The sequence below is a fragment of the Mycobacterium bourgelatii genome, assembly GCF_010723575.1.
Taxonomy (GTDB): Bacteria; Actinomycetota; Actinomycetes; order Mycobacteriales; family Mycobacteriaceae; genus Mycobacterium; species Mycobacterium bourgelatii.
Map to the genome: position 1 here is coordinate 1,701,276 of NZ_BLKZ01000001.1, position 26,954 is coordinate 1,728,229.

At 66.9% G+C, this 26,954-nt stretch carries 22 protein-coding genes and 4 pseudogenes; 11 read left to right on the top strand and 15 right to left on the bottom strand.

The annotated features are described in order from the left end of the window. Positions 1-5: 5 nt before the first annotated feature. The 6 genes from G6N68_RS07700 to G6N68_RS07725 all read right to left on the bottom strand — a co-directional run bounded on the left by G6N68_RS07700 (position 6) and on the right by G6N68_RS07725 (position 4,464). A complete protein-coding gene (locus G6N68_RS07700; protein ID WP_240355415.1) occupies positions 6-1,196 on the bottom strand; it encodes a polyprenyl synthetase family protein in 1,191 nt (396 codons plus the stop codon). A gap of 208 nt (positions 1,197-1,404) precedes the next feature. Further along, positions 1,405-1,983, bottom strand: coding sequence for a MarR family winged helix-turn-helix transcriptional regulator (locus G6N68_RS07705; RefSeq protein WP_163709961.1), 579 nt, complete (start codon positions 1,981-1,983; stop codon positions 1,405-1,407). A gap of 151 nt (positions 1,984-2,134) precedes the next feature. Then, positions 2,135-2,263: a DUF3140 domain-containing protein gene (locus G6N68_RS07710; protein ID WP_163709964.1), complete on the bottom strand. Its 129-nt coding sequence runs from the start codon at positions 2,261-2,263 to the stop codon at positions 2,135-2,137. Between the two features lie 22 nt (positions 2,264-2,285). Then, the gene (locus G6N68_RS07715; RefSeq protein ID WP_163709968.1) at positions 2,286-2,510 is read right to left on the bottom strand and encodes a hypervirulence associated TUDOR domain-containing protein; all 225 of its coding nucleotides are present in this window, start codon (positions 2,508-2,510) and stop codon (positions 2,286-2,288) included. A 6-nt stretch (positions 2,511-2,516) separates the two neighbouring features. After that, positions 2,517-4,022: a DUF2867 domain-containing protein gene (locus tag G6N68_RS07720; RefSeq protein ID WP_163709971.1), complete on the bottom strand. Its 1,506-nt coding sequence runs from the start codon at positions 4,020-4,022 to the stop codon at positions 2,517-2,519. Between the two features lie 4 nt (positions 4,023-4,026). After that, positions 4,027-4,464, bottom strand: coding sequence for a hypothetical protein (locus G6N68_RS07725; protein ID WP_163709974.1), 438 nt, complete (start codon positions 4,462-4,464; stop codon positions 4,027-4,029). 182 nt (positions 4,465-4,646) lie between these two features. Between G6N68_RS07725 and G6N68_RS07730 the strand changes: the two genes are divergently transcribed. Next, a complete protein-coding gene (locus G6N68_RS07730) occupies positions 4,647-5,081 on the top strand; it encodes an SRPBCC family protein (protein WP_163709977.1) in 435 nt (144 codons plus the stop codon). Positions 5,082-5,347: 266 nt separating this feature from the next. Here the strand turns inward: G6N68_RS07730 and G6N68_RS07735 are convergent. Beyond that, positions 5,348-6,744, bottom strand: a pseudogene (locus G6N68_RS07735) (IS1380 family transposase). A 79-nt stretch (positions 6,745-6,823) separates the two neighbouring features. Here G6N68_RS07735 and G6N68_RS07740 point away from each other — a divergent pair. Further along, entirely contained in the window at positions 6,824-7,456 is a 633-nt protein-coding gene (locus G6N68_RS07740; RefSeq protein ID WP_371871682.1) for a phosphodiesterase, read from the top strand. 106 nt (positions 7,457-7,562) lie between these two features. Here G6N68_RS07740 and mbp1 read toward each other — a convergent pair whose 3' ends face one another. The 3 genes from mbp1 to G6N68_RS07755 all read right to left on the bottom strand — a co-directional run bounded on the left by mbp1 (position 7,563) and on the right by G6N68_RS07755 (position 10,067). Further along, complete coding sequence (mbp1, locus tag G6N68_RS07745) at positions 7,563-7,796, bottom strand: microaggregate-binding protein 1 (RefSeq protein WP_163709983.1); 234 nt, start codon at positions 7,794-7,796, stop codon at positions 7,563-7,565. A 402-nt stretch (positions 7,797-8,198) separates the two neighbouring features. Further along, positions 8,199-8,603 (bottom strand): hypothetical protein, encoded by a 405-nt coding sequence (locus tag G6N68_RS07750; protein ID WP_163709986.1) that lies wholly within the window; start codon positions 8,601-8,603, stop codon positions 8,199-8,201. Between the two features lie 111 nt (positions 8,604-8,714). Then, positions 8,715-10,067 carry a TIGR01777 family oxidoreductase gene (locus G6N68_RS07755; RefSeq protein ID WP_163709989.1) on the bottom strand — a complete coding sequence of 451 codons (1,353 nt, stop codon included), beginning with the start codon at positions 10,065-10,067 and terminating at the stop codon, positions 8,715-8,717. Positions 10,068-10,130: 63 nt separating this feature from the next. Between G6N68_RS07755 and G6N68_RS07760 the strand changes: the two genes are divergently transcribed. Next, complete coding sequence (locus G6N68_RS07760; RefSeq protein ID WP_163709993.1) at positions 10,131-11,138, top strand: SDR family NAD(P)-dependent oxidoreductase; 1,008 nt, start codon at positions 10,131-10,133, stop codon at positions 11,136-11,138. Between the two features lie 4 nt (positions 11,139-11,142). Here the strand turns inward: G6N68_RS07760 and G6N68_RS07765 are convergent, their stop codons facing one another. From G6N68_RS07765 to G6N68_RS07775, 3 genes are all read right to left on the bottom strand, one after another. Further along, the gene (locus G6N68_RS07765; RefSeq protein ID WP_163709996.1) at positions 11,143-12,387 is read right to left on the bottom strand and encodes a glycosyltransferase family 4 protein; all 1,245 of its coding nucleotides are present in this window, start codon (positions 12,385-12,387) and stop codon (positions 11,143-11,145) included. A gap of 97 nt (positions 12,388-12,484) precedes the next feature. Then, positions 12,485-14,035 carry a 1,4-alpha-glucan branching protein domain-containing protein gene (locus G6N68_RS07770; protein WP_163718320.1) on the bottom strand — a complete coding sequence of 517 codons (1,551 nt, stop codon included), beginning with the start codon at positions 14,033-14,035 and terminating at the stop codon, positions 12,485-12,487. Between the two features lie 65 nt (positions 14,036-14,100). Next, on the bottom strand, positions 14,101-14,916 hold the full coding sequence (locus tag G6N68_RS07775; protein WP_163709999.1) for a class I SAM-dependent methyltransferase: 816 nt from the start codon (positions 14,914-14,916) through the stop codon (positions 14,101-14,103). Positions 14,917-15,130: 214 nt separating this feature from the next. Here G6N68_RS07775 and G6N68_RS07780 point away from each other — a divergent pair. The 6 genes and pseudogenes from G6N68_RS07780 to mnmA all read left to right on the top strand — a co-directional run. Further along, positions 15,131-15,739, top strand: a pseudogene (locus G6N68_RS07780) (electron transfer flavoprotein subunit beta/FixA family protein); the annotation flags it as partial. 62 nt (positions 15,740-15,801) lie between these two features. Further along, positions 15,802-16,703, top strand: a pseudogene (locus G6N68_RS07785) (electron transfer flavoprotein subunit alpha/FixB family protein). 175 nt (positions 16,704-16,878) lie between these two features. Further along, complete coding sequence (locus G6N68_RS07790) at positions 16,879-17,727, top strand: GNAT family N-acetyltransferase (RefSeq protein WP_163710002.1); 849 nt, start codon at positions 16,879-16,881, stop codon at positions 17,725-17,727. Continuing rightward, positions 17,724-18,572: pseudogene (locus G6N68_RS07795) on the top strand (lysophospholipid acyltransferase family protein); the annotation flags it as partial. The gene G6N68_RS07790 and the pseudogene G6N68_RS07795, both read left to right, overlap by 4 nt. Positions 18,573-18,907: 335 nt before the next feature. Continuing rightward, positions 18,908-20,089 (top strand): cysteine desulfurase family protein, encoded by a 1,182-nt coding sequence (locus G6N68_RS07800; protein ID WP_163718324.1) that lies wholly within the window; start codon positions 18,908-18,910, stop codon positions 20,087-20,089. Beyond that, positions 20,086-21,165 carry a tRNA 2-thiouridine(34) synthase MnmA gene (gene mnmA / locus G6N68_RS07805; protein ID WP_163710005.1) on the top strand — a complete coding sequence of 360 codons (1,080 nt, stop codon included), beginning with the start codon at positions 20,086-20,088 and terminating at the stop codon, positions 21,163-21,165. The genes G6N68_RS07800 and mnmA overlap by 4 nt, the downstream gene beginning before the upstream one ends. A 24-nt stretch (positions 21,166-21,189) precedes the next feature. Here the strand turns inward: mnmA and G6N68_RS07810 are convergent, their stop codons facing one another. Further along, the gene (locus tag G6N68_RS07810) at positions 21,190-21,819 is read right to left on the bottom strand and encodes a sensor domain-containing protein (protein WP_163710008.1); all 630 of its coding nucleotides are present in this window, start codon (positions 21,817-21,819) and stop codon (positions 21,190-21,192) included. A gap of 106 nt (positions 21,820-21,925) precedes the next feature. On the opposite strand from G6N68_RS07810, the gene G6N68_RS07815 reads away from it, so the two are divergent. Together G6N68_RS07815 and ligA are read left to right on the top strand one after the other, a co-directional pair. Beyond that, complete coding sequence (locus G6N68_RS07815) at positions 21,926-22,954, top strand: uroporphyrinogen decarboxylase/cobalamine-independent methonine synthase family protein (RefSeq protein ID WP_163710012.1); 1,029 nt, start codon at positions 21,926-21,928, stop codon at positions 22,952-22,954. Between the two features lie 43 nt (positions 22,955-22,997). Beyond that, complete coding sequence (gene ligA, locus G6N68_RS07820; RefSeq protein WP_163710016.1) at positions 22,998-25,088, top strand: NAD-dependent DNA ligase LigA; 2,091 nt, start codon at positions 22,998-23,000, stop codon at positions 25,086-25,088. Positions 25,089-25,093: 5 nt separating this feature from the next. Here ligA and G6N68_RS07825 read toward each other — a convergent pair whose 3' ends face one another. Beyond that, a complete protein-coding gene (locus tag G6N68_RS07825; RefSeq protein WP_163710020.1) occupies positions 25,094-26,944 on the bottom strand; it encodes a putative bifunctional diguanylate cyclase/phosphodiesterase in 1,851 nt (616 codons plus the stop codon). Positions 26,945-26,954: the final 10 nt, after the last annotated feature.

Below are 26,954 nucleotides of genomic sequence, written 5' to 3' on the forward strand. Positions count from 1 at the left end.
CCGATTCACGCGGCGCGCCGTGTGCACACACCGGCCATGTCGGCCAGCGCGGTTCGCATCACGACATCGATACCGCTGTCGTTCAATGCGTTTCGTGCGATCTCGACCCGGTCGCTGATCATTTCTTCGATGTACGACACCGCCCCGGTGGCGCAGATCAAGCTCCGCCACCGGTCGAGCGCGTCGTCGTCGAGGTGGTCGCTGTTGATCAGCTCGCCGAATTGGCGACGTGTCGCGGCGTCGCCCATGTGATAGGCCGCGACCACCACACTGGTGGCCTTGCGTTCCTGCAGATCGCCGCCATTGGGCTTGCCGGTGGTCTCGGGTGAACCGAAGGTGCCGAGGATGTCGTCGCGAAGCTGAAAAGCCTCGCCGACCGCCGAACCGTATTGGCCGAGCAAGGCGACCGTGCGCGGACCGCACCCGGCCATTGCGGCGCCGATCTCGAGGGGGCGGCGTACCGTGTAGTTGCCGGACTTCTTGCGGGCTACCTCCAGCACCGATTCCATGCTGGGCAGATTGCGCAAATCGATTGCCAGATCGGCGAATTGGCCGATGGCCAGTTCGGTGCGCATGGCGTTGTAGCGTGGCCATGCCCGCTCGAGGTGGTGGTGATCGAGCCCGGTGCTGCGCAGCAGCTGGTCGGCCCAGATCAAGCACAAGTCACCGAGCAGCACGGCAGCCGATTCGCCGAACCGGCGCGACGAGCCGGACAGCCCACGCTCGCGATGCCAGCGGGTGAACTGAATGTGGGCCGCGGGACGGCCGCGGCGGGATGGCGAATCATCCATGACGTCGTCCTGAAGCAACGCAAAGGCGTGCAGCAGTTCCAGGCTGGCGGTCGCCGCCAGTGCCGCGTCACTGGCCGGAGCTCCGCAAAGCCAGCCCAGGTACATGAACGTCGACCTAAGGCACTTGCCGCCCTTGACGAATTCCCGCAAGATCTCGCCGGCCACGTCCACGCCGCACTCGCCCAATTCGTCGGCGCACCGCGCGGAAACGAAGTCGGTGACCTCGGCGAGCACCTGCTGCCGCAGGTTGGCTCGCCAATGGCTGAATTCCTCGGGCGCGGGAGGCCAGGGCGCTCGCGCGCGTGCCGGCCCAGTAGATCTTGCCAGCGGGAATTCACACAGTGTCGGCGCCGAGGTTTCGTCGGGAACCTCGGTGATCGTCCGCCCGTACTGTTGCATCGTCACGCGTTGGTACCCCCTGAGTCGGAAAACAAACCTTGTGCCGGGGACCCTGTTGGCGGTCCGCGTCAACCCTTGACAGTAAATTCAAGTACTTAATGATTAACTAAATGAATGAGTTCTAAACCTGGCTATTCCTTAACCCTGGGCGTGCCAGTCTGGGATGGTCAGGAACGAGGACGGGGGCAAGCCCCATTGCGTCGCGCAGTGCTGTTCAGGTGGTGTTCTTCTGTGGCACGCGGCGGCGGACCTTGGTCGCCGTGGCCGGCTCTGCGTCTGGGGACGAGTGGCGTTGGGCTGTGGCTTCGAGTTGGGCTTCAAACTTCGACATCGCCGAGATCATGGCGGCGAAGACCCGATGGGCGGCCTGTAGATCGCGGTCCGGCAATTCGGCCATGGCCGAGCGCAGTTGCTCGCCGAGCGGGGTGAAAAAGGATCGAGCCAACTCCATTCCCGATTCTTCGTAGCGAAGCAACTGCTTGCGGCGGTCCGCGGGATCCGGCTCACGCCGGATGTGACCGGCCTCGATCATCCGATCGACGAGATAGGTGATCGCAGGAGGTGACACATCCATCCGCTGCCGCAGCGCGGCGAGTGTCAGCGGAGTCCCCGCGGTTTCCGCGACCATGATGTGCAGTAACGCGTGAAAATCGTTGCCGCTTACCTCGTTCCTGCGGGCGAAGTGGCGGCCGATGCGGTCGGATTGCGCGGTGATGGCGCGCATGTCGGCTGACATCAAATGCTCAAGTTCTGCTCGGTCTGGTCGCCGATCAGCAGCGCCGCGCTTTGTCACCTATCCGCATCCTTCTGGGCGATTCGCCGATCAGCGTATAGGTGACGACGACGTTCAGTCGCGGCATTGGCAAGTGTTTCGGCTCGACCAGGCAACCACCGGAGGTGGTGTTGGTCACACCGGCCACAGGCACCGGGGGGCTGAAGGGCTGTCAGCTCGACTTCTGGACCACGCCGCGAGACTTGTCGGTGTCGAGCCACTTCTCCAGTTCGCGTGCCGTCATGTTGACGGTTTCGCGAAAGTCAGACCATGTGGCGGTGTCGTCGTCCTTGACGGCCATGTTGATCCCTCGCGCCGGTAACTCAGTTTTCGGGGTGCAGCGCACCCGGCTTGTGCACGGCATCGCGGCCGGTCTTGTCGCTACGCACCTGGTACTGCGGGTCATCCTTCGATGCCCGCACGGTACGACCCGCGGCTTCGGTGTCAGCAGTGATCTTCCGTTCCACCTCGCCGTGCACGGTGGTGCCGTGATTTTTCCAGGTGACCTTGTCGCCCTTGTGAAATTTGTGGAACTCCTTGTCGCTCATGCGTCTTCACTTTCCATGTGGTGTCAGCTCGGCGCCGCGGTCGGCCAGCGTCCGGGCGATGGCGCTGACGTCTCGGGCGATGCCGGCCAGGAACGCCTTGCGGGCCGGTGCCAAGCCGTTCCAAAACGCTTGTCCGGCAAGGCCATAGGGTTGAAAGACGGCGCGCTGGCGAAGTACCGAGCCGCCGTCGTCATCGGGACGAACGGAGAGCTCCAGCCAAAGGCGTCCTGGAAGTCGCACCTCGGCCCGCAGCCGAAGAAACCGCGGTCCCTCGACTCGTTCGACCAGCCACCGGTCCAGTGATTCTCCGTCGTGCAATTCGCGGTGCTCGAGTGAGCGGCGATTCTTTCCCGCGTCGGGGGAGGTGCCGCCCCGTGACTTGCGATCAAGCCAGCCGCGCAGCGACCAGCCCCAGGGGACGCCCGACCATTCGCTTTCGACGGCGGCGGTCTCGACGGCACGCCACGCCGTCGCCGAATCAGCCGCAATGTGACATTCCCGCACGTCGTCATACAGCGATCCACCCGCCCAGTCCGGGTCGGTGGGCAGCGGCCGCGATGGCGCGTCTTCGGCCTCGGCGCGCCACCAGCGGGTGTGCACATCGCCGTCACGCACATGAGACAACGCCAGTTCGACAGCCTCCCGGTAACGCGTCAGGCCGCCGTCGGGGTCGGGAATGTAATCCGCGATGTCATGGTCGGCGCACACCACATCGTTCTCCAGGGACTCCATCAGCGAGACCGCCAGGGCGCGGGGGAGCGGGGTAACCACATTCACCCACTGCGAGGAGAGCCAGGGACTTAGCACCGGCACCGGTATCGCCAACCGTTTCGGTAGACGGGCAATCTCGGCGTATTTGCGGATCATCTCGGTGTACGTGAAGTGGTCGGGACCGCCGATATCGAAGGGCCGATTCACCTCAGCCGGCAAATCGGCCGACTTCACCAGGTAATACAGCACGTCGCGTATCGCGATGGGCTGCACGCAAGTGCGCAGCCAGCGCGGGGTGACCATGAGCGGGAGTCGATCGGTCAGGTACCGCAGCATCTCGAAGCTGGCCGAGCCCGCCCCGATGATCGCGGCCGCGCGCAACTCGACGGTGGGCACGCCCGACTGACGCAGCAGCTTGCCCACCTCTTCGCGGGAAGCAAGGTGGTCTGAAAGCTCTTGCCCCTCGGGGATGATGCCGCCGACATAGACGATGCGGGACAGGTCGGCGGCCTTGGCGGCCTCGGCGACGGTGCACGCGGCGTCGTGGTCGAACTGAACGAAGTCAGGCCGCATCATCGAGTGCACCAGGTAATAGAGAACCTGCTGACCCTCGAGTGCCTTTCGCACACTGTCCGCGTCGCTGACGTCGCCCTGTGACACCTCCACTTGGTCACGCCAGGGCACGTCGTCGAGCTTGCTCGGATCACGCGCCAATAGCCGGACCCGGTGCCCCTCGGATAGCAGCGCCGGCACTAATCGCATGCCGAGATAGCCGGTGGCGCCGAACACGACACAGTCCATCGATTTACTCCTCTGTCTGGTCGTCATTCGGCGAGGCGGTGTGAGCCGGATGGCCCGACGTGCGCCGCCGCTCCTTCATTTCGGCTTCGAAAACGTGTCGTCGCCCCCCGGTGAGCTGCGTGCGCACCAGGCGTTCCACTTCCTGGAAGCACCGGTAGTAGCCGTCGTCATAGTCTTCGATGACCTGGAAGCTCCACCTGCCCGGCAGCACGTTGCGGCCGATGAGGTTGTGACTGATGTGGTCGGCCAACTCGGCATGCCCGTTATCTCGGAGCAGCGATACGGCGGTGTCGAGTTGCAGGTCGGCCCGCCCGGTGAGCTGGTGAAACGAGAACAGGTGCCCGCGCGCCCGCTCGATGGTCTCCAGTGCCTCAGAGACCTTTCCCGCCGCTTCCACTACTTCGTCGCTGGCTCCTGCCGGACGCCGATCGCCCAAACTCATTCCGATTCCTCCCGCTGTTGGAGCCGGTATTCCCGCAGATATACGTCCTGAACCTTTGGAGGGCGCATTTAGTTAAATTTCTTAATGGTTCATGGTCCGCTGATCACGGCGTCGTCCCGCGCCGGAGTTTTGATCGCTGGCTCGCGGGTAGCCGTTGTTGTGGCTTTTTTAGGGGGCAACAGATGGGCAGTCACATCTCGGCGGCGATAGAGGTGCGTCGCTCGATTGAGACTGTGTACCAACAGATGACCCGGTTCGAATCGTTTCCCCAGTTCATCGAGGGTGTGGTCGAAGTGCAGCAACTCGATGACACACACCTGTTTTGTCGCATCGATGTGGGCACCGCAACCCGGGGGCTCTACATCGCCATCACCGAGCAGCGGGCGCAAGACCGAGTTGCCTGGCGGTCGGACGACGGCGGACCGGCGCACTCGGGATCGCTGAGCTTCCAGCGAATTGGCGACGGGGCGACACGGGTGACAGCTCACATGACCATCGACCCGACCGCTTTTGCCGACAATGCGGCCAACCGGTTGGGCCTACTGGACAGGCGGATGCGAAGCGGCCTGGACGAGTTCAAGCAATTTATCGAAAGTAAAGGGGCGCAAAGCAAGTGAGTGTTTCGGAGTTGAGTATTTCAGACTTGGTCGCCAAGCCGTTTCAGTGGGGCTCGGCCCTACGGCACCGGCGATTCTTCCATCCGGTAGGGGTGTTAGCCTCGATTTTTCGTCGAGGGTGATTTCGGTCGGACTTGGCGATGGGGTGCGTGGTGTCTGGGGTTTGTGTGGTTTAGGGCGTGTTGGGGTTGTCCCGTGTCGCCGGGTTGGCGGGCTTTCCCAGGGCCGGTGGTCTTTCGTGCTCGGTTGGTCAGCTGGGTTGTCGGTCAACCGAAGGCGGTGCGGATGTGTTGCCATGCGGTGGCGATGGCTGCGGCCCATCGCCAGGTGGCGTCGATGCGTAGTCGGGTTCGGCGGGCGCCGCGGGTGATGCGGGCTGCGACGTGCAGGACTCGGTAGCGGAAGGTAGCGATCTCGGCACGGGTCAGGCCGGGGTGGCCGGTGAATCCGATGAGCTGGCACCAGGTGACCAGATCGGCTGCGGCCAAGACGATTTCCAGCCAGGCGGCGTTGGCGTCGAATGCCTGACACGGCAGGTTGCGCAGGCCGGTGGCTTTGAGTTCGCGGATGCGGTCTTCGACGCGGGCGTGTTGGCGGTGGCGTAGTTCCAGACCTGCCACCTGGCCGGCGACCACACCGGGCGGTGTGTCGGTGATGAACGCGGTGACCCGCATCCCGTCGGCGTCGGTGAACCGCAACTGCGCACCCGGATGGGGCCTTTCCTTGCGCAGGATCAGCCGGGTCCCCGCCGCCACGATGACAGGTTGACCAGGTTGGTGGCCTCGGCGACCCAGGCGCCCTCGCGGATACCACCGTCGGTGTCGATCGCCGGATACCAGCACTGCCCGATGTTGAGAGTGTCCACAGCGTCCTGCACCCGCCAATCCACGGGTAGCCGAAGGAGAACCCCACGCCGCGGCGCGGCAGGCGTCGGCGAAGTCGTGGGTGGCCCCGGCGGTGTCGCAGCGCACCAGCACCGCCGGCTTGTCGGGGTCGTCGCGATGATCGGGGTCCGGCCGCCATCGCGCCGGCAGGTCGCCAGTGCCTGCGCTAGGACACTGACGTGGTCAGCTGCGGTGTTGGAGCCCGCGCCACCGGGGCGCAGTAGGCCGGCCAGCGCTTCCCCGCCGGCGATCTCGGGGCGGTCCACGAAGGCCAGCAGCGGGTGGTGACCGTAGGTCTTTTCCAGGTCGCCCTGCCTTCTCCTTGTTATCGGAATGATCGAGGACCAGGGTGGCGTCGATGTCGATGTGCAACCAGCCACCCGGTGCGGGGGCGGCGCCGGCGGCCCAGGCTGCGCGGGCCGCAGCCCGGGCGGCACGCACCCGCGGTAGGTGCGAAGCATCGATGCGCTCATCGATTAGCCGCCACATCGTGGTCGTGGAGGCTTTGGCACCCAGGACATGCTCACGGTCGCCGCACAGTTGTCCGACCGCGTCGATGCAGTCCGCCCCATCGGCGACCGCGGCAGCCAGATCAGCGAACACCTCCCGGGCGCATACACCCACGGGCCCCGGTAGGTATCTGCCAACGCGGCGGTGACCTGCGCCGATAACCCGCTGCGGTCCGCGAGCTCACGCACCATGGCCATCCCGGCATGCGACACGACACCATAACCGTCGGCGGAAACTTTCACCCGCGACCCGACCGCGATATTCTTCACCTGCGAGGTGCCTTCCCGCTGGAACGACTGAACCCGTAGAGAAGTCCAATTATTCCTTGCAGGACAGGCACTTTCGCATATCTACACCCCGAAACTCACAACGTTTCACGAAAAATCCGGGTTAGCGCGCGGCTCAATTGATCGTGTCGCGCCAGAGGGCCAAGGACTGCCGATCGGTACGACCGAGGTCATCGTCCGCGTGTCGAAAGCCGTTGGGACGCCTGGTGCGTTACCGGATGCCGTCGGTTTTGCGCTGCGCTTGCCACCGCAGCATTCCGGAGAAAAGCCGTGGGACGCATTGTTGGTCACGGCCGGTTCTAACCCGTTGGCCAGGATTGTCGCGCTGCGGCCGGTCGGTTCGTGGTCCGGACACACCATGACGAACCTCATGCCGCTGCAGTATCAGGGCCACAATTGGTGGTTGCGGGCCCGCATCGCCACCGATATAGCCGGCCCAGGCTTGTCGGTGGACAATTTCCGCAATTGCCTGGAAAGCGGCGAAATAGAGGTAACGCTCGATCAAGCCTGCGGCACGGGCGGTTTCACTTCGCTGGTGCGGATCACGTTGACCGAGGCCATCCCGCCCGACTCCGACGTGTCATTCGACCCGGTGCTGAACACGGCCCCCGGAGTGAAGCTGTTCCCGGGATGGCTCGCCGACCTGCGCGCAAGTGCATACGCGCGCAGTCGCGACGGCAGGGACGGCGGTTAGCCCACGGCGGTTAGCCCCGAGACAGGCGGTTAACCCCGAGACACAACGAGGAGACACAATGGGCCCAGCCGTGAATTACGGCTGGGCCCATCGTCTCGGTGAGAAGTTACTGATTGGCCTTCTGGCGCTTGGCTGCGGCCTTCGCGCCGGCGCGAGCCGATTCGGCTTCGGCTTCACGCTTGGCGGCCTCTTTCTGCGCATCGGCCTTGTCCTGCTGTGCTTTTGCTTCGTCAGCCAACCGCTGGTTACCGGTCACCAACCCGATGATTTGCTTCACCAGGCCTTTGGCGCCTTCGACAACGCTGCTGACGGCTTCTAGGGGTCCACTTTTTTGTGCCATGGTTTAACGGTTCCCATCCAGATCGGGCTAGAAACGTCCGGTAGCCGCGCCGCCTGCTCCCCGATACCGAGTGAACCCGCTTGAACTGCTCAAACGGCAACGATCGTGATTGTCGTCTCATCCGGTCTGTTTGGAAGGGCGGACGCGGGGTATTTGCGAGGCTGTGACTGTCAAGTCGGTATCGAGCCGCGTGTGGCGCGGTGAGCAGAAGGTGTTGCGGCTGCAGCGGCGGCTATGGATTCTTCAGCTGGCTTTCTGGCCGGCCCTGATAACCGGGACCGCTCTCGTAGGTGTGGTCGCGTTTCGGCGCTGGCAACGGCAGCCTGCCACGGCACCCGCCGACGCTTCCGATGCAGGAGCTTCAGACGCCTCCGGCGCGCCGGGTGATTCGAATCCCTTGCCTTAGTCAGGTTTCTTGGCCTTCTTGAGCGCCGCAACCAGTCCGTCGGTATCCGCGACGGTCACGGTCAGCGCCGAATGGTTCTTGAACCCGATCACGCGAGGAAGCGGCGGATCGAAGTGAACGCACACGCCCGCTTCGGTATTCGTCCCGAAGGTCAGTCCGTCGTCGACGAAGGACAGCCGCGGTCCAACGGCGGTCCACCACCGGTAGGGGCCGGTGACATGCGCATCCTGGACGTTCGCGAGCGGCGCCTCGGCGCGAAACGGGCCGTAGCGCGCCACGAATCTTCCGTCGTCGGTCAGCGTGACTCCCTGGGTTCCCCAGCGAAAAGGCAGCCACAACGGCGCTACCCGGGCTTCGTAACGGTACGGAAAGTGAAGGCCCTGCTCGGTTTCGGAAGTCATCTGTACGGCTCCATTCGCTGACCGAGGCCTACGAACGAAGGGCCCCTAAGGAATCCTCGACCAACGGGAGCGGTTCGGCAAGCGATCGCCTCGCCCACTGGTCGGGCTTCGTCACCTGTTGCGGCCAAGCAAGTGACGCAACGCCGAATCGAGTTCCGGCCAGCGGAATCGGTGCCCGGCTTGGGCCAGCCGGTGCGGCTCCACCCGTTGACTGGCGCAGGCCAGCTCGCGAGCGCCCTGCTCACCGAGCAAGACCCTGGGGCCCAGCGCCGGCACCGGCAGCACCGCCGGACGCCGCAGTGCCTTGGCCAGGGACCGCGTGTAGTCGGCATTGCGAACCGGTTGAGGGGCAACGGCATTCACCGGACCTGTCAGGGTGGTGTCCCAGAGCGCGCGGTGGTACACATCGATCAGGTCGTCGATGCCGATCCAGGACAGCCACTGTTGACCGTTGCCCAGCCGGCCGCCGAGCCCGGCGCTGAACAGGGGACGCATCAGCCGCAGTGTCCCGCCGGCGGGGGATTGCACGATGCCGGTGCGCACCCGGACCACCCGCGCCTTCTGCTCGGCCGGCGTCGTCGCCTCTTCCCACTCGGCAACGACGTCGGCCAGAAACCCGTCGCCGCGATCGCTGTCCTCGGACAGGGTTTCGTCGCCGCGGTCGTGCCCGTAGTACCCGATCGCCGACGCGCAGACGAACACTTTGGGCCCGTCGGAGGTGCGTGCCACGAGTTCGGCGAGCCGGCGTGTCGGCCCAATCCGGCTGTCGCGGATGGTATTTCGGTGCTTGTCGGTGAACCGCCCGGCTATCGATGCCCCGGCCAGGTGAACGACCGCGTCAACGCCGGCAAGCAAGTCCGGGTCCGGATGATCCGGATCCCAACGGCGTTCCTGCGAGGACTGCGGCTGGTGGCGGACAAGACGGATGACGCGGTGCCCTCCGGTGCTCAGAAACGCTGTCAGCGCCGTCCCGACCAGCCCCGAAGCGCCCGTCACAGCGATCGACAACGGCATCAAGCCTTGCTCGGCGGCGAGTTGGTGCGCGGCCAGGTCGTCGGCGAGTTGGCGGTGGCGGTACGCGAACATCGGCCGCAAGGCGCGGGCAGGTACGGGAGTGTCCAGCCGGTCGATGACCCTGGTCCGGTTCGGCCCGGCGTCTTCGAAAAGGTGGGTGTGGCGCCAGCGCCGGATGATCCGGGGCGGCAGCGACGCCAGGCCATCGCTGCTGAGATCGTCCACGAAACATGTTGGCGGATCGTACGAACCGGCCTGATGTTGGGCGATCCAGCGTAAGCCCCCCGGCAGCGCGAGGATTGCCCGTCCGTCCTTGAGCGACTCAGCCTCGCTGACCAGACGCAGCGGCTGCCACGGCGGCGACAGCCGGGTGAAGGCGCCCGGGCGCGCGTGCCAGTCGAATACGTCGTCGCGCGCCGCATCGACCACGGTCGCATATTCCAGCCCCATCAACCCGACGTTACCGACGGACGCGTTGGCACGGGGTCCGGCGTCTGGGGCAATCTGGTCTGCATGGGTGTTCGTAACGGGATACTTTCCTTGCTCGACACCGCGGTGGACACCGCGCTCGACCGGACCGTCGTCCCCGGGTACTCGCGAATCGGCTACCGGGTGCGGCGAGCCGGCTGGCCGGCTGATCCCCCGGAGGGGGCGCTCCGCGGTCGCACCGCGCTGGTCACCGGCGCCAATCGCGGGCTCGGCAAGGCGATCGCCGAGGGTTTGGCTCGGCTGGGCGCGACCGTGCTGCTGACGGTGCGCGATCGGGAAAAGGGCGAACAGGCGCGGGCGGAGATCATCGCCGACGACCCGGACGCGCTGGTCCAGGTGGAAGTCTGCGACGTGTCCGACTTGGGTGGCGTGCAGATCTTTGCCACGGATCTGATGCGGCGGATTCCGCGGCTCGACGTGCTCATCCATAACGCCGGCGTGCTGCCGGAGAGCCGCACCGAGACCGTCGACAGGCACGAGGTGACGCTGGCCACCCACGTGTTGGGCCCGATGCTGCTGACCGAATGTCTGGTCCCGGTTCTGGCGGAATCCGGCGACGCTCGGGTGATCCTGGTGTCCTCGGGCGGGATGTACACCCAATCGTTGCCCGTTGCCGACCCGGAATACCGCTACGGGCGATACCGGGGCACCACGGCGTATGCACGAACGAAACGCCTGCAGGTGGCGTTCACCCCGATCCTGGCCCAGCGCTGGGCGCCGCACCACATCGGGGTGTACGCCATGCATCCCGGGTGGGCCGATACGCCCGGCGTGGCCGCGGCGCTGCCGCGTTTCCGAAGCCTCACCGGACGGTTGTTGCGGACCCCCGAAGAGGGGGCCGATACCGCCATCTGGCTCGCCGCGACCGACCCGGCGCCGCCCACCGGTGGTTTTTGGCACGACCGCCGGCCCCGTCCTCAGCACTACCTACCGCTGACCGGGTACAGCAACCGCGACCGCGACATCGTCTGGCGCTACTGCGCCGGAGTGGTCGGATTGGACGAACCCAGCGGGATGCCCTCCTGGCTCTGACGGCCTACCGGTCGGGGAGTGCGTGCTCGACGATGGGCAACCGGGGCTGTGGTTGGCGCTCGCCGCGCTTGGCCGCCAGGTAGACCTGCGCGGTCTCCTTCGCCACGGTCTGCCACGCGAAATCCGCGGTAAGCCGTTCCCGGGCCGCGCGCGCACGCCGTTGCGCGGCTGCCGGATCGTCCAGCACCGAACGCACCGCCACCGCCAGTGCCGCGACATCGCGAGGGGGGCAAGACACTCCGGTCTGTCCGTTGATCACCGCTTCACCCAGGCCGCCGATATTGGACGTCACCAACGGCGTCCCGGCCGCGGCGGCCTCCAGCGCCACCAGACCGAACGGCTCGTAGTGGCTGGGCAGTACGGCCGCATCGGCCCGGTGCAACACGGCAAGCAGTTCGTCGTGACCGAGGTGCCCGACGAACCGGGTTGCCTTGAGCACCTTGTGTTTACGGGCCTGTTCGAGCAGCCACTCCTGCTGGGTGCCCTCCCCGGCGATGGTCAGCGTGGTACCCGGGTGGTGACGCCGGATTCGGGGCAGCGCGGCAATGGCGTCCTGTACGCCCTTTTCGTATTCCAGCCGTCCCAAGAACAGCAACTCGGGTGGTCCGGTGCGCTTGCGGCGCGGGGCGAACGGCCAGCGTGCCGCGTCAATGCCGTTGCGGATCACCGTGATCTGCGCCAAACCCGGACCGAAGAGTTCGGAGATCTCGTCGTGCATCGAGGCCGAACACGTGATCAGCGAATCGGATTCACGCGCCAGCCACGACTCGATGGCGTGCACCTGACGGCTGATGGCGCCGCTGACCCAGCCGGAATGCCGACCGGCCTCCGTCGCGTGCATGGTGGTAACCATTGGCACGTCATAGAACTGGGCAAGCGCGATGGCCGGATGCGCGACCAGCCAGTCGTGCGCATGCACCACGTCCGGTCGCCATGGGCGGTCACTGCCGTGTCTCTTGAGGGACATGCCGGCGCGGATCATGGCGTGGCCCATCGCCAGCGTCCAGGCCATCATGTCGCTGCCGAAGGTAAATTCGTGCGGATCCTGAGCGGCCGCGATCACCCGCACACCCTCGCTGATCTCATCCGACGACGGGTGCGTGCTGGGATCGGTGCCGGTGGGTCTGCGGGACAGCACGACGACGTCGTGGCCCGCCTCGGCAAGGGCGGTCGACAGGTGGTGGACATGCCGGCCCAGGCCGCCGATGACGACCGGCGGGTACTCCCAAGAAACCATCAAAATCTTCATCCACGGCCCCCGTCCTCGCGTCGCGAGCGTGCGCAAAATGCCATGCCCAGCGGCGTGTCGCTGGCACGACACGCACGCTCGCGGGTGGTGGTGAACGTCACCGGGGCAGCCTCCGGGCATCCAGGGCGCCGAACAGGCCGTCGGCGCGGTTCCAGCCCTCGGCCAGGCGCTGCGCGGTATCGCGGCGGCCAGAGGCCAGCGCCCCGGCGATCTCCCGGGTCGCGTGGGCATGCAGGTGAGCACGGTAGCGGGCGTAGTCGGCCGCCGAGTCCTTGCTCACCATGAACGGCCAGTCGCTGGACACGGTGAGCAGCGTTTCGCGCAGAATCTGGTCGGCGACGTGGTCGCGGGGAATCGGTCCGTCCAGCGACGCGGTCTGCGCCAAGGCCTTGTCGACGGTGGTCAGCGCGGTGTCGACGACTTCGCTGTTCAGCTGGACCAGATCGGCGACCTTCTCACCGTTCCACACCTGCCAGTCCTTGCCGGAACCCCACGAGCTGGGCGGCAGCTCAACCGGACTGCCGACGAATCCCGCCTCCATCGCGTCGCGCAGCGTTCCCACCCGAACGCCCGCGGCGGGCAACGCCCGCAGCATCCGGGACAGCCACGTCGGGCCTTCATACCACCAGTGGCCGAACAGTTCGGTGTCGAAGGCGGCGATGACGTGCGCGGGTCGTCCGATGCGTTCGGACTCCGCGAGCAGCCGGTTGCGGACGACGTCGACGAAGTCGCTGACGTGGACGTCGATGGCGCGGTCGGCACGTTCGGGGTCGTAGGGTGCCTTGTTTTCCGACGACACGTTGCGCCCGGTGACCCGGGCGGGCTTGAGGCCGGTCAGGTGGTCATAGGTGTGGAAATCGCGATAGGCGGCGTGGCCGGGGTAGCCGGACTTGGGCGACCACACCCGATAGCTGACCTGCAGGTCACGGCCGAACGCGACCACATCGGTGTCGCCGACGGGGCGCCCCAGCGCCGTGTCGCCGTGCAGCGACGGGCCGTCGACCATGAAGTGACTGACGCCGGCCGCCGCGTAGTCGTGTTCCATGCCGGGCGCATAGGCGCACTCCGGTGCCCAAATGCCCGTTGGGGAGTGGTCCAGCCGCAGCCGCGCGTCGGCCAGGCCCTCACGCAGGGCGAACTCACGGAGCCGCGGGGCGAGCAGCGGCTGGAACGGGTGGGCCAGTGGGCCGCCGAGCAGCTCGACGGTGCCGGCGTCGATCAGGCCGCGCAACAGCGGGCTGCCGCCGTGCCGCCACAGTGTGGCAAAGTCTTCGAGCGCCTGCTCGGCCTCGGCGGATTCGCGAATACCGAAGGCGCGTAACGCTTCCGGCGCGCAGGACGGATAGTTGGCCGACTTGGACCGCGGAGCCGAGCGCACGCTTGCGGCCTCGGCCGCGCGTAACCGCCAGTTCGCCAGCCAGTGGTGCATCCCGTCCAGGCAGTACGGGTCGTCGAGTTGGGCGTTGACCACCGGCGTCATGCCGAGCGTGAGCAACCCGCGGCGGTCCTCGTCGGCCAGCGCGCGCAACACCCGGAACAGCGGCAGATACGCCGCGGACCACGACTGGTAGAGCCATTCCTCGCCGACCGGCCACCGTCCGTGATGGGCCAGCCAGGGCAGGTGCGTGTGCAGCACCAGGGTGAACATGCCCGGCACCGGTTCCCCCCGTGGCGCCGACGAGTTGGTGTCGGTGAAATCGGTCCCGAAAGTGGTCAATGTCGCACCGCGATCGCAATGAGATCCAGGCTGTCGTCGATCTGGTGGTTCGGGTCCTGGCCGGCCTCGACGATGTCGAAGTCGGCCGTGGTGACGGCGGCGACGTCGGCGGCGAGGTCCGGCGGCCACGGAGCATCGGCCACGGCGCGCGCGATCTGGGCGTCGATGATCGACCCGCCGTGGCGCGCGTCCATCTCACGCAGACCGGCGCCGTGGAACAAGCCGTACATGGCCACGTCGCCGAAACCGGCGTCGACCAACAGTTCGGTGAGCTCGTCAGCGTTCAGCTCACGGGTGTGGAAAGGGTTGATCGGGGTGTCGCGACCGGGGGAGAAGGTGATCCGGTTGGGCGTGGACACCATCAGCAGGCCCGACGGCCGCAGCACCCGCGCGCATTCCCGCACGAACTGGCCCTGGTCCCACAGATGCTCGATGACCTGGAAGTTCACCACGACGTCCACTGAGGCGTCAGGCAGCGGCAGCTCGGCCAGGTTGGCCTGCATGACTTCGACCCGCGGATAGCGGGCTCGGACGTGCGCCACCGCGGCATCGTCGTAATCCACCGCGATCACGCGGCGTGCGACGCGCGCGATCAGGTCGGCGCCGTAGCCCTCGCCGCAGCCGGCCTCCAAGACGTCGCGGTCCGCACAGTGCGGCGCCAGCCGCTCGTAGACCACCTCGTGGCGACGGAACCAGTAGTTTTCGATGTCCAGATCGGGAATGGTTCGTTCCCCGGTCAGCGTCAACACCGCATCCGCCGGCGGGGGTGTGTGGCCGGCGGGCTGCGGTACGTCGGGGACGAATGCGCTCATTGCTAAGGCAGGCTAACGCCTGCGACCCGATTCGCGAACCGGACCGCTGGCTCGACGGGATCCAGGCGCAAGAACCTGCACTACGACCCGCTATGGTGTGAGGGCGGACCGCAAGAAGTTACCGGCCAGTAATGTCCTGTGCGGTCGCGAGACGCGTGACCGATGTCCCGCAGTGAGCACTGCCGGACACCTTCGAGGAGGACGAACCACAACCATGACGAACATCGTGGTCCTGATCAAGCAGGTCCCAGACACCTGGTCCGAGCGCAAGCTGAAAGACGGTGACTGGACGCTCGACCGCGAGGCTGCCGACGCGGTCCTGGACGAGATCAACGAGCGCGCCGTCGAGGAAGCGCTGCAGATCCGGGAGCGGGAAGGCGGCGAAGGCTCGGTCACCGTGCTGACCGCCGGCCCCGAGCGCGCCACCGAAGCAATCCGCAAGGCTCTGTCGATGGGTGCCGACAAAGCCGTGCACCTCAAGGACGACGGGCTGAAGGGCTCGGACGTCATCCAGACCGGTTGGGCGCTCGCGCGGGCGCTGGGCGCCATCGAGGGCACCGAGCTGGTGATCGCCGGCAACGAGTCCACCGACGGTGTGGCGGGCGCGGTCCCGGCCATCATCGCCGAGTACCTCGGGCTGCCGCAGCTGACTCACCTGCGCAAGTTGTCCGTAGAAGACGGCAAGGTGATCGGCGAGCGCGAGACCGATGACGGTGTCTTCAAACTCGAGGCCACTCTTCCCGCGGTCGTCAGCGTCAACGAGAAGATCAATGAGCCGCGCTTCCCGTCCTTCAAGGGCATCATGGCCGCCAAGAAGAAGGAAGCGGCGACAAGGTCCAGGTCGTCGAGGTCGAGAAGCACCGCAAGAGCGACCCGAAGAAGGTCATCACCTCCATCATCACGCCGCTCGCGCCCTTGGCGAACCGGCCGCCGTCGTCATCGGCGCGCCCGGCACGGCCGAGCCGCTCCTGGCCGGGCTGAAGGAGGCCGGTGCCGCCAAGATCTACGTCGCCGAGTCCGACACCGTCGAGAACTACTTCCTGACCCCATTTGTCGACGTGCTCGCCTCGCTGGCCGAGTCGCAGGCGCCGGCCGGGGTGCTGCTGGCGGCCAACGCCGACGGCAAGGAGATCGCCGGTCGCCTGGCGGCCCGGATCGGCTCCGGCCTGCTGGTCGACGTGGTCGACGTCAAGGAGGGCGGCAAGGGCATCCACTCCATCTTCGGTGGCGCGTTCACCGTCGAGGCACAGGTCAACGGAGACACCCCGGTGATCACCGTGCGCGCCGGGTCGATCGAGGCAGAGCCGTCCGAGGGCGCCGGCGAGGTGGTCAACGTGGATGTGCCCGAGCCCGCCGAGAACGCCACCAAGATCACCGCGCGCGAGCCGGCAGTTGCCGGTGACCGCCCGGAGCTGACGGAGGCCACGGTCGTGGTGTCCGGTGGTCGCGGCGTGGGCAGCGCCGAGAACTTCAAGGTGGTCGAGGACCTCGCCGACTCGCTCGGCGCCGCCGTCGGTGCGTCGCGTGCCGCCGTCGACTCCGGCTACTACCCCGGCCAGTTCCAGGTGGGCCAGACCGGCAAGACGGTGTCGCCGCAGCTGTACATCGCCCTCGGCATCTCCGGAGCGATCCAGCACCGCGCCGGCATGCAGACGTCGAAGACGATCGTGGCGGTCAACAAGGACGAAGAGGCACCCATCTTCGAGATCGCCGACTTCGGTGTGGTGGGTGACCTGTTCAAGGTCGCCCCGCAGTTGACCGAAGGCATCAAGGCCCGCAAGGGCTAGATTTCGTTGCGCGCTGTATGGGCGCGCAGGCGCAAAGCCCCCCGTTTCCCGCCGCAGGAAACCGGGGGCTTTTGCGTGTGTTCGCCCACACGGGCGGCCAACTCGTCACCTGCCGTGCATCGACGTGTCACGGCGGCGATGCCATTTCGCTGATCGACTGCGCCACGTTGGTGGCATGAGCATCGCTTCCGTCCTCATACCCAGCGAGAAACCGCACGGGACCCCGGTGGGTTCGGGGTCATCGCTCGGTCCGCACTATTCCCTCCTGGTATCCACCGACCCCGCCCTGATCGAAGCCGCCCAGCGGTTGCGCTACGACGTATTCAGCAGTACACCCGGCTTCGCGCTGCCGGCGACGGGCGAGGCGTTCCGCGACATGGACCGGTTCGACGAATTCTGCGATCACCTGCTGGTCCGCGACGACGGCACCGGCGAGCTGGTGGGTTGCTACCGAATGCTGCCGCCGTCGGGTGCCATAGCCGCCGGCGGGCTCTACACCGCAACGGAATTCGATGTACGTGAATTCGATTCGCTGCGACCGTCGTTGGTCGAGATGGGCCGTGCGGTGGTGCGGGAAGGGCATCGCAACGGCGCGGTGGTGCTGCTGATGTGGGCGGGCATCCTGGCCTACCTCGACCGCTACGGCTATGAGTACGTGACCGGCTGCGTGTCGGTACCCGTCGAGACCGAAGGCCACGCGCCGGGCAGCCAGATCCGCGGCGTGCGGGACTTCATCGCCAAGCGTCACGCCTCGCAGTACCGGGTGCGGCCATACCGTCCGGTGCGCATTGACGGCAGGTTGTTGGACGACATATCCCCGCCGCCACGGCCCAGCCTGCCGCCGCTGATGCGTGGGTACCTGCGGTTGGGGGCAAAGACGTGCGGCGAACCCGCCCACGACCCGGCCTTCGGTGTCGGCGATTTCTGCTTGCTGCTCGGCAAGAAGCACGCCGACACCCGGTACCTGAAGCGGTTGCGCTCGATGTCGGCGGCAGCGGAATTGGCCGACGGGGCAGGCCAGTGAGACGCCCGACCGTCAGGGGGCACTCCTGGTTGCCGCGCGCATCGTGCGACGACCGCTGCGTCGGCGCTGTCGCGGCGTCGCATCCGCTGCGGGTGGCAATGCGGGCAATGCTGCGCCTCACCGTGGCGCTGCTGCTGGCCCCGGGATTGCCGTTGCTGGCGATGCCGATTCCCGGCCGTACGCATGTCCAGCGCGCCTACTGCCGCCTGGTGTTGCGCTGCTTCGGCGTGCGGATCGTGGTGTCGGGCAGCCCAATTCGCAATGTGCGCGGTGTGCTGGTGGTCAGCAACCACATGTCCTGGCTGGACGTGTTTGCCATCGGCGCGGTGTTGCCGGGGTCATTCGTCGCGCGTGCCGACATGTTCACCGGACCGGCGACGGGCATCGTGGCCCGCCTGCTGCAGATCATCCCCATCGAGCGGGCCAGTCTGCGGCTCCTACCCGGGGTGGTCGAGACCGTGGCCGGCAGGCTGCGATCCGGACAAACCGTGGTGGCCTTTCCCGAGGGCACTACGTGGTGCGGTAGGGCGGCGGGACAGTTCTACCCGGCGATGTTTCAGGCCGCGATCAATGCCGGCCGGCCCGTGCAGCCGCTGCGGTTGAGCTACCACCATGCGGACGGCAGCGTCACGACCACTCCGGCCTACGTCGGCGGCGACACGTTGCTGCGTTCGGCCGGCCGGATGCTGCGGGTGCGCCGCACTGTGGCGTGGGTGCGGGTCGAATCCCTGCAATTACCCGGGACGGACCGACGAGCCCTGGCCGGCCGCTGTCAGTGGGCGGTGCAGGCGGGCGACGGGCGTGCGAATGGGTCCGTGCCGCTACATCGCCGGCTGGAAGGCCGCCCGGCTATCCCACCCCCGCCCGACTGTGGCCGGGATTCGACCCCATGCACGACTTGTTGACGTTGCTGCCACCCCGGCTCGGAAAAATAGGGGTCTACCTGCCCGTTTACCTGCAATCGGCCGACCCGGACTGCAACCCGGCCACCACGGCGGGCCTGTTGGTCACCGGAGACCAGCAAGGGGTGACCAACGCATTGGTCAGCATCGGGGTCTCGCCGCCGTCTTATTACTCGACGACCTACCCCGGTGTGGCCGATGTGGCCGCCGTGGCGCAGGTCACCCGTAACCTCTCGAAATTCGGGACCGCACAGCTCGACCAGTATCCTGGGCGGGTCATGGTCTACCTGGATCACGCAGCTACCACCCCGATGCACCCGGCCGCCATCGAGGCGATGACGGCTGTGCTGGGCACCGTCGGGAATGCCTCGTCGCTGCACACCACGGGTCGCGCGGCGCGGCGGCGGCTCGAGGAATCCCGGGAGTTGATCGCGGAAAAACTCGGCGCACGTCCTTCCGAGGTGATCTTCACCGCCGGCGGCACTGAGAGCGACAACCTGGCACTCAAGGGCATCTACTGGGCCCGCCGTGACGCCGACCAGAGCCGTCGACGCATCGTCACCACCGAGGTGGAACACCACGCGGTGCTCGATTCGGTCAATTGGCTTGTCGAGCACGAAGGCGCCGAGGTGACCCAACTGCCTACCGCCGCGGACGGCTCGGTGTCGGCGGCCGCGCTGCGCGAGGTGCTGCAGGCCCACGACGACGTCGCCCTGGTGTCGGTGATGTGGGCCAACAACGAGGTCGGCACCGTCATGCCGACGGCCGAACTCGCTGCCGTCGCCGCCGAATTCGGCGTACCCATGCACAGTGACGCCGTTCAGGCGGTGGGCCAGTTGCCAGTCGACTTCGACGCCAGCGGGCTGTCGGCGATGAGCATCACGGCGCACAAGTTCGGCGGCCCGCCCGCGGTGGGCGCATTGCTGCTGCGCCGCGACGTCGCCTGCGTGCCGGTGTTGCACGGCGGCGGTCAGGAACGCGATATCCGTTCGGGCACACCCGATGTCGCCGGTGCCGTCGGCATGGCCACCGCCGTCCGCATCGCGGTGGACGGGGTGGAAGCCAACAGCGAGCGGCTCCGCGCGTTGCGCGACCGACTGGTCGACGGCGTGCTGGCCCAGATCGACGAGGTCCACCTCAACGGTGCCGGCGACCCACTACGGCTTCCGGGCAACGCGCACTTCACTTTCCGCGGTTGCGAAGGCGATGCTCTGCTGATGTTGTTGGACGCCAACGGAATCGAATGCTCGACCGGGTCGGCCTGTACGGCGGGCGTCGCGCAGCCGTCGCACGTGCTGATCGCGATGGGCGCCGATCCCGCCAGCGCTCGGGGATCGCTGCGATTGTCGTTGGGCCACACCAGTGTTGATGCCGACGTCGACGCGGTGCTGGAGGTGCTGCCCGGTGCCGTCGCGCGTGCCCGGCGGGCCGCCCTCGCCTCCGCGGGGGCATCCCGGTGAAGGTTCTCGCCGCGATGAGTGGCGGCGTCGACTCGTCGGTGGCCGCCGCCCGGATGGTCGACGCCGGCCACGACGTGGTCGGTGTGCACCTGGCTCTGTCGACCGCACCGGGGACGCTGCGTACCGGCTCCCGGGGTTGTTGCTCCAAAGAAGACGCCTCGGATGCCCGCCGGGTGGCCGATGTGCTCGGAATCCCGTTCTACGTATGGGATTTCGCCGAGCGCTTCGCAGAAGACGTGATCGAGGACTTCGTGTCGTCCTACGCTCGCGGCGAAACCCCCAACCCGTGCGTGCGATGCAATCAGCAGATCAAGTTCTCCGCGCTGTCGGCCCGCGCCCTGGCGCTGGGCTTCGACACGGTCGCCACCGGTCACTACGCGCGGTTGGCGGACGGACGGCTGCGCCGCGCCGTCGACCGGGACAAGGATCAGTCCTACGTGCTGGCCGTCCTGACCGCCGAACAGCTGCGTCACGCCGCGTTTCCCATCGGGAATACGCCCAAGCCGCAGATTCGTGCCGAGGCCGCCAGACGCGGCTTGGCGGTTGCGGACAAGCCGGACAGTCACGACATCTGCTTCATCCCCTCCGGGGACACCCGGGCCTTCCTCGGCGCTCGCATCGGGGTCCGGCGTGGCTCCGTCGTCAATTCGGACGGCACCGTGCTCGCCGAGCATGACGGGGTGCACGGCTTCACCATCGGACAGCGCAAGGGACTGGGCATCGCCGGTCCGGGGCCCGACGGGCGACCCCGCTACGTCACGGCGATCGACGCCGACACCGCGACCGTGTATGTCGGTGACGCGGACGAACTCGACGTGCACGCGATCACCGGACGGGCGCCCGTCTTCACCGCCGGAACGGCGCCGACGGGCCCCATCGAGTGCGCGGTACAGGTGCGGGCGCATGGCGAAACCATTGCCGCGATAGCCGAATTGGTTGGTGACGAACTTCACGTGCAGCTGCGTTCCCCGCTGCGCGGGGTGGCGCGTGGGCAGACGCTGGTGCTCTACCGCCCCGACCCTGACGGGGACGAGGTGCTCGGCAGCGCAACCATCGCCGAGACGGTCCGAGGCTGAGGCTCGTCCGACGCTTGGGCCCCTTTACCGGCCCGGCACGTTGGCCATGATGTTGGTCATCACGATGTCGGACACCGACTCGGGGAACCCGCAGAAAGTCACCTCGAGCAGCATCGTCGACAGCACGCGGTAGTCACGGCCGCAATCGCCCGGACGGAGGTGCAACGAGTCGGCGTCGGCTTTCCACTTGCCGACAAACAGCCGACCGCTCGTCGTCGTCGCGCAGCCCTTGACCGTGGCCACCAAGGCGTCGAAGGCGCGTCGGGCGGTGTCCGGGTCCCGATAAGCCGCACCGCCCTCGGAGATCAGCGCGCCAATGGGCGGTGCTTGGTAGGTGGTCTTGTGGAATGCCTCGACGTCCGGTCCGAAGGTCACCGTCTCGGCGTAGATGAACCGGCATTCCTTGGGCACGATCTCCGCCAGGGCTTCGATGTCCACCGGCGATCCACCGTCCATCGAGGGGATGATGGTCAGGTCGTCACCGGCGCCCGTTATCGCCCGCATCCGGGAGTCGTCCAAGAGCAGTGCGCCCACGTTGAAAACGCCCGAAGGGCCGCCGTAGACGGGTGACGCCGTGCCGTCCACCACGCGCGTGCACGCTGCTAACAGCAACACCGCGCAGCACCACAGCAGCGGCCTTGTCCTGCTCCTCATCAACCACCCTTTCGGGCTCGAAACTACCCGCGCAGTCCATCGGTAAACACCCCTCCAACACCCCCAGGGAAAGCGCGCGCGGTGTGATGTCCAATACGGTTGCCGGGTGAACGCTTCCGCTTCCCTGTTCGCCCGGGCAACCGGCATAGGGTCCTGGCCCGGCACCGCCGCGCGGCCGGCGGCCGAGGTCGTCGTCGGTGAACTGGCGGGTGCCCTGGCACATCTGGTTGAACTGCCTGCCAGGGGAGTGGGCGCCGACCTGCTGGGACGGGCCGGTGCCCTACTCGTCGACCTGGCCATCGACACGGTGCCGCGCGGCTACCGCCTCGTTGCGCGGCCCGGAGCAGTGACACGCCGAGCCGTCAGCCTGCTCGACGAGGACATGGACGTGCTGGAAGAGGCGTGGGAGACGGCCGGCCTGCGCGGCGGCGGGCGGGTGGTCAAGGTGCAGGCGCCTGGGCCGATCACGCTGGCCGCGGGCCTCGAGCTGGCCAATGGTCATCGAGCGATCACCGATCCGGGCGCGGTGCGTGACCTGGCGGCGTCGCTGGCCGAGGGCGTTGCGACGCATCGCGCGGCGCTGGCCCGCCGGCTCGACACACCGGTGGTGGTCCAGTACGACGAGCCGACGCTGCCGGCCGCGTTGGACGGCCGGCTGACCGGGGTGACCGCGCTGAGCCCGATCGCGCCGCTCGACGAAGCGGTCGCGGAGGCGCTGTTCGAGACCTGCGTCGGCGGCGCGGGCGCGCCGGTGATGCTGCACAGCTGTGCGGCCGCGCTGCCATGGAATCTGTTGCAGCGCAGCGGAATCAGTGCGGTATCGGTGGATGCCGGCACGTTGCGGGCCGAAGACCTGGATCATGTCGCCGCGTTCGTCGACTCGGGGCGCACCGTCGCCCTCGGCGTGATTCCCGCCACGGGCGGCCCGCAACGGCCGCCGACGGCCGAGGAAGTGGCCGTCAATGTGGTTGCGGTGACCGACCGGCTGGGATTTGGCCGCGCGGTGCTGCGCGACCGCGTCGGGGTCACCCCGGCATGCGGCCTGGCGGGTGCGACGGTGCAATGGGCGCGCACCGCCATCGGTCTGGCCCATAAGGCTGCGGAGCTGATAGCGCAAGATCCCGACGCCATCTGACGGGCGTGAAAGGTGTGTCGGTGCATTTCGATAACCTGCGAAGGTGAGCTCATCCGAGGTGTTGCCCCCGGACGTGTTGCGTGAATGGCAGGAGTTGGCCGAGGAGGTCCGCGAGCACCAGTTCCGGTACTACGTCCGCGACGCGCCGATCATCACGGACGCGGAATTCGACCAAATGCTCCGCCGGCTGGAGGCCCTGGAGCAGCAGCATCCCGAGCTGCGTACGCCCGACTCGCCCACCCAGCTGGTCGGGGGCGCCGGCTTCGCGACCGACTTCGAGCCGGCCGAGCACCTGGAACGGATGCTCAGCCTGGACAACGCGTTCAGTCCGGAAGAACTCAACGCCTGGGCCACCCGGATCCACAACGAGGTCGGCGATGCCGCCCACTTCCTGTGCGAGCTCAAGATCGACGGCGTCGCGTTGTCGCTGGTCTATCGCAACGGACGACTGACGCGGGCCGCGACCCGGGGCGACGGTCGCACGGGCGAGGACGTCACGCTCAATGCCCGCACCATTCAGGACGTGCCGGAGCGGCTCAGCGTCAGTGACGACTACCCGGTGCCCGAGGTGCTCGAGGTGCGCGGTGAGGTCTTCTTCCTACTCGAGGACTTTCAGGCGCTCAACGCGAGTCTGGTCGAGGCGGGCAAGGCGCCGTTCGCCAATCCCCGCAACAGCGCCGCCGGATCGTTGCGGCAGAAAGATCCTGCGGTCACGGCACGGCGCAAGCTGCGGATGATCTGCCACGGGCTGGGCCACACCGAAGGATTCCGCCCGGTAACCCAGCACGACGCATATCTCGCTCTGCAGGCTTGGGGGCTGCCCGTCTCCGAGCACACCAGGGTGGTCGACGACGTGGCCGGCGTGCAGGAGCACATCGACTACTGGGGCGAGCATCGCCATGAGGTGGCGCACGAAATCGACGGCGTCGTCGTCAAAATCGACGAAGTCGCGATACAGCGTCGGCTCGGGTCGACGTCGCGAGCACCGCGCTGGGCCATCGCCTACAAGTACCCGCCCGAGGAAGCGCAAACGCAGCTGCTCGACATCAGGGTCAACGTCGGACGTACCGGACGGGTCACCCCGTTCGCCTTCATGACACCGGTGAAGGTTGCCGGGTCGACAGTCGCCCAGGCCACGCTGCACAACGCCTCGGAGGTCAAGCGCAAAGGCGTGCTGATCGGCGACACCGTGGTGATCCGCAAGGCCGGCGACGTGATCCCCGAGGTGCTGGGTCCCGTGGTGGACCTGCGCGACGGCTCCGAACGCGAATTCGTCATGCCCACAACCTGTCCCGAGTGCGGCACGACGTTGGCCTACGAGAAGGAGGGCGACGCCGACATTCGGTGCCCCAACGCGCGCGCCTGCCCAGCGCAGTTGCGGGAGCGGGTATTTCATGTCGCAAGCCGCAACGCGCTCGACATCGAGGCCCTAGGGTACGAGGCGGGTATTGCGCTGCTGCAAGCCGGCGTGATCAGCAGTGAGGGCGACCTGTTCGACCTCAACGAGGAGAAACTGCTGCGCACCGACTTGTTCCGCACCAAGGCCGGCCAACTGTCGGCTAACGGCAAACGCCTGCTGGCAAACCTCGACAAGGCCAAGGATGCGCCGCTGTGGCGGGTGTTGGTGGCGCTGTCGATCAGGCACGTCGGGCCGACGGCCGCCCGCGCGCTGGCCACCGAATTCGGCAGTATCGACGCCATTGCCGAGGCGTCGACCGAACAGCTCGCCGCGGTCGAAGGCGTGGGGCCGACCATCGCCGCCGCGGTCACCGAATGGTTCACCGTCGACTGGCACCGCGAGATCGTCGAGAAGTGGCGGGCGGCTGGGGTGCGGATGGCCGACGAGCGCGACGACAGCGTGCCGCGCACTTTGACCGGTTTGACCATCGTCGTCACCGGTTCGTTGACGGGATTTTCCCGCGACGACGCCAAGGAGGCGATCGTGGCCCGTGGCGGCAAGGCCGCCGGTTCGGTGTCGAAGAAGACGTCCTACGTGGTCGCCGGCGATTCGCCAGGATCTAAGTACGACAAGGCCGTTGAGCTCGGGGTGCCCATTCTCGACGAGGACGGGTTTCGGAAGTTGTTGGCCGAGGGACCGCCCGCCGAGCCTGCCGAGGCCGAAGAAGCGGACTAGCGCAGTCAGGTCGCGACGGTGGTGGCGACGCTGCCTTGGGCCAGCAGTTGTTCCGTCGCCGCCGCGGGTAGGGGACGGCAAAACAGGAAGCCCTGTGCTCGGCTACACCCCTCCCTGAGTAGCGACCTGGCCGCACCGTCGGTTTCGACCCCCTCGGCGACCACCGTGAGATCAAGCGCCCGGGCGAGTCCGATGAGCGCCCGCACGATCGCCAAATCGTCCGCGCTGGTATCGATTTCGCGCACGAACCCGCGGTCGATCTTCAAGGTGCTCACTGGCAACGTCCGTACCATCTCCATGCCGCTGAACCCGGTGCCGAAATCGTCGATGGCAATGTCGATTCCGATCTCGGTGAGACCGCACAAGGTGGCCCGGGTGCTTATCAGGTCGTTGATGAGCGTGCTTTCGGTGATTTCCACGCCCAGTGCCGTGCCTTCCAAGCCGAACTTCTCCAGCGTGCCGGCAATGGTGTCCACCAAGCCGGTTGCGACAAGCTGGACCGGGGAGACGTTGATGCGCAGCATGGTGTCGAATCCCACGCCGTTCGCTCGCCACCGTGCCATGTCGGCGCACGCGGCGTTGAGCACCCACTCGCCGAGTTCTCCGGTGAGGTTCAGCGATTCGGCAACAGGAATGAACAAATCCGGGAGGAGCAAGCCCCGGGTGGGGTGCTGCCAGCGCACCAACGCTTCGACGGCGAGCACCTTGCCGGTCGGCATGTCGACTTCGGGGAGGTATTCGACTGTCAGAGCGTCGGTTTCGATGGCATGCCGCAGATGCAGTTCCATGTCGGCGCGAATCTCGCGCCGGGCAAGCATCTCCCTGGAGAAGACGCCGATCCGGTCGACCCGGGCGGCTTTGGCCGACACCAGTGCCTCGTCGGCACGGCGCAGCAGATCCGATGGCGAGTCCCTGCCGGGGCTACCGGTGGCAACGCCGATACTCACTATGCGGTTGATAACTTCACCGGCGATCGTCACGTACTCGGTCAGGCGCGCAGTGAGATTCTCGGCCAGCCGTCTCGTTTCGGCCAGGTCCATCGTCTCCGACGGCACCGCGACGAATTCGTCGCCGCCGATGCGCGCGACCAGCCCCAGTCCGTCCATCGCCATTCGGAGTTCCGCCGCGAAACCTTGAATGAACTGATCCCCGGCGACATGGCCGAGGTAGTCGTTGATGGACTTGAGCCGACCGAGACTGAGGAGCAGGACGGGCACCGGGCCCGGTCGATGCGCGGCCAGGCGGTCGTCGAGATGTGCCAACAGGGTTCGGCGGTTCGGCAGTCCGGTCAGATCGTCGTGCGCGGCGTGATAGGTGAGCTGTTCTTCGATGTTCGTCCGCGCCTGCACCTGCGCGAACATGGTGGCAACGACCGTCAGCGCGTTGATCTCGTCTTCGCCCCATTCCCGGTCGCCAAACTTCACAAAACCCAGCACCCCGGTGGTGACATCCCCGGACAGCAGGGGAACCGTGGCCAGCGAGATCATCGGAGCGCCACCGGCTTCGGCGATCCTCTGCCGGTAATCCTCACCCTGCGCCTGCGGGCGCACAATTACCGGTTCCTTCGCGTTTTCGGCCATGGCAAAGATCGGATCGGCGTCGGCGAAATAGATCGTATGCAGCGGATCCGGGTCGGGAATATACGGCCGCACCGGCCATTCGGCCACCAATACGGTGGCCCTGATCTTGTGGTCGTTGTGCCGCAAAAAGCTGACGTCGACGTCCAAGTAACTCACTAGCTCGGCCAGAGCCTCGGTGCTGACCGTCGACGCGTTGCTGCTGGTCGCGCCCATCAGTTTGGTGGCCACGTTGGTGACAATGCCGTGCAAATTGCTTGGCGGGGTATGGCTTTGCATTAGTGTTAAT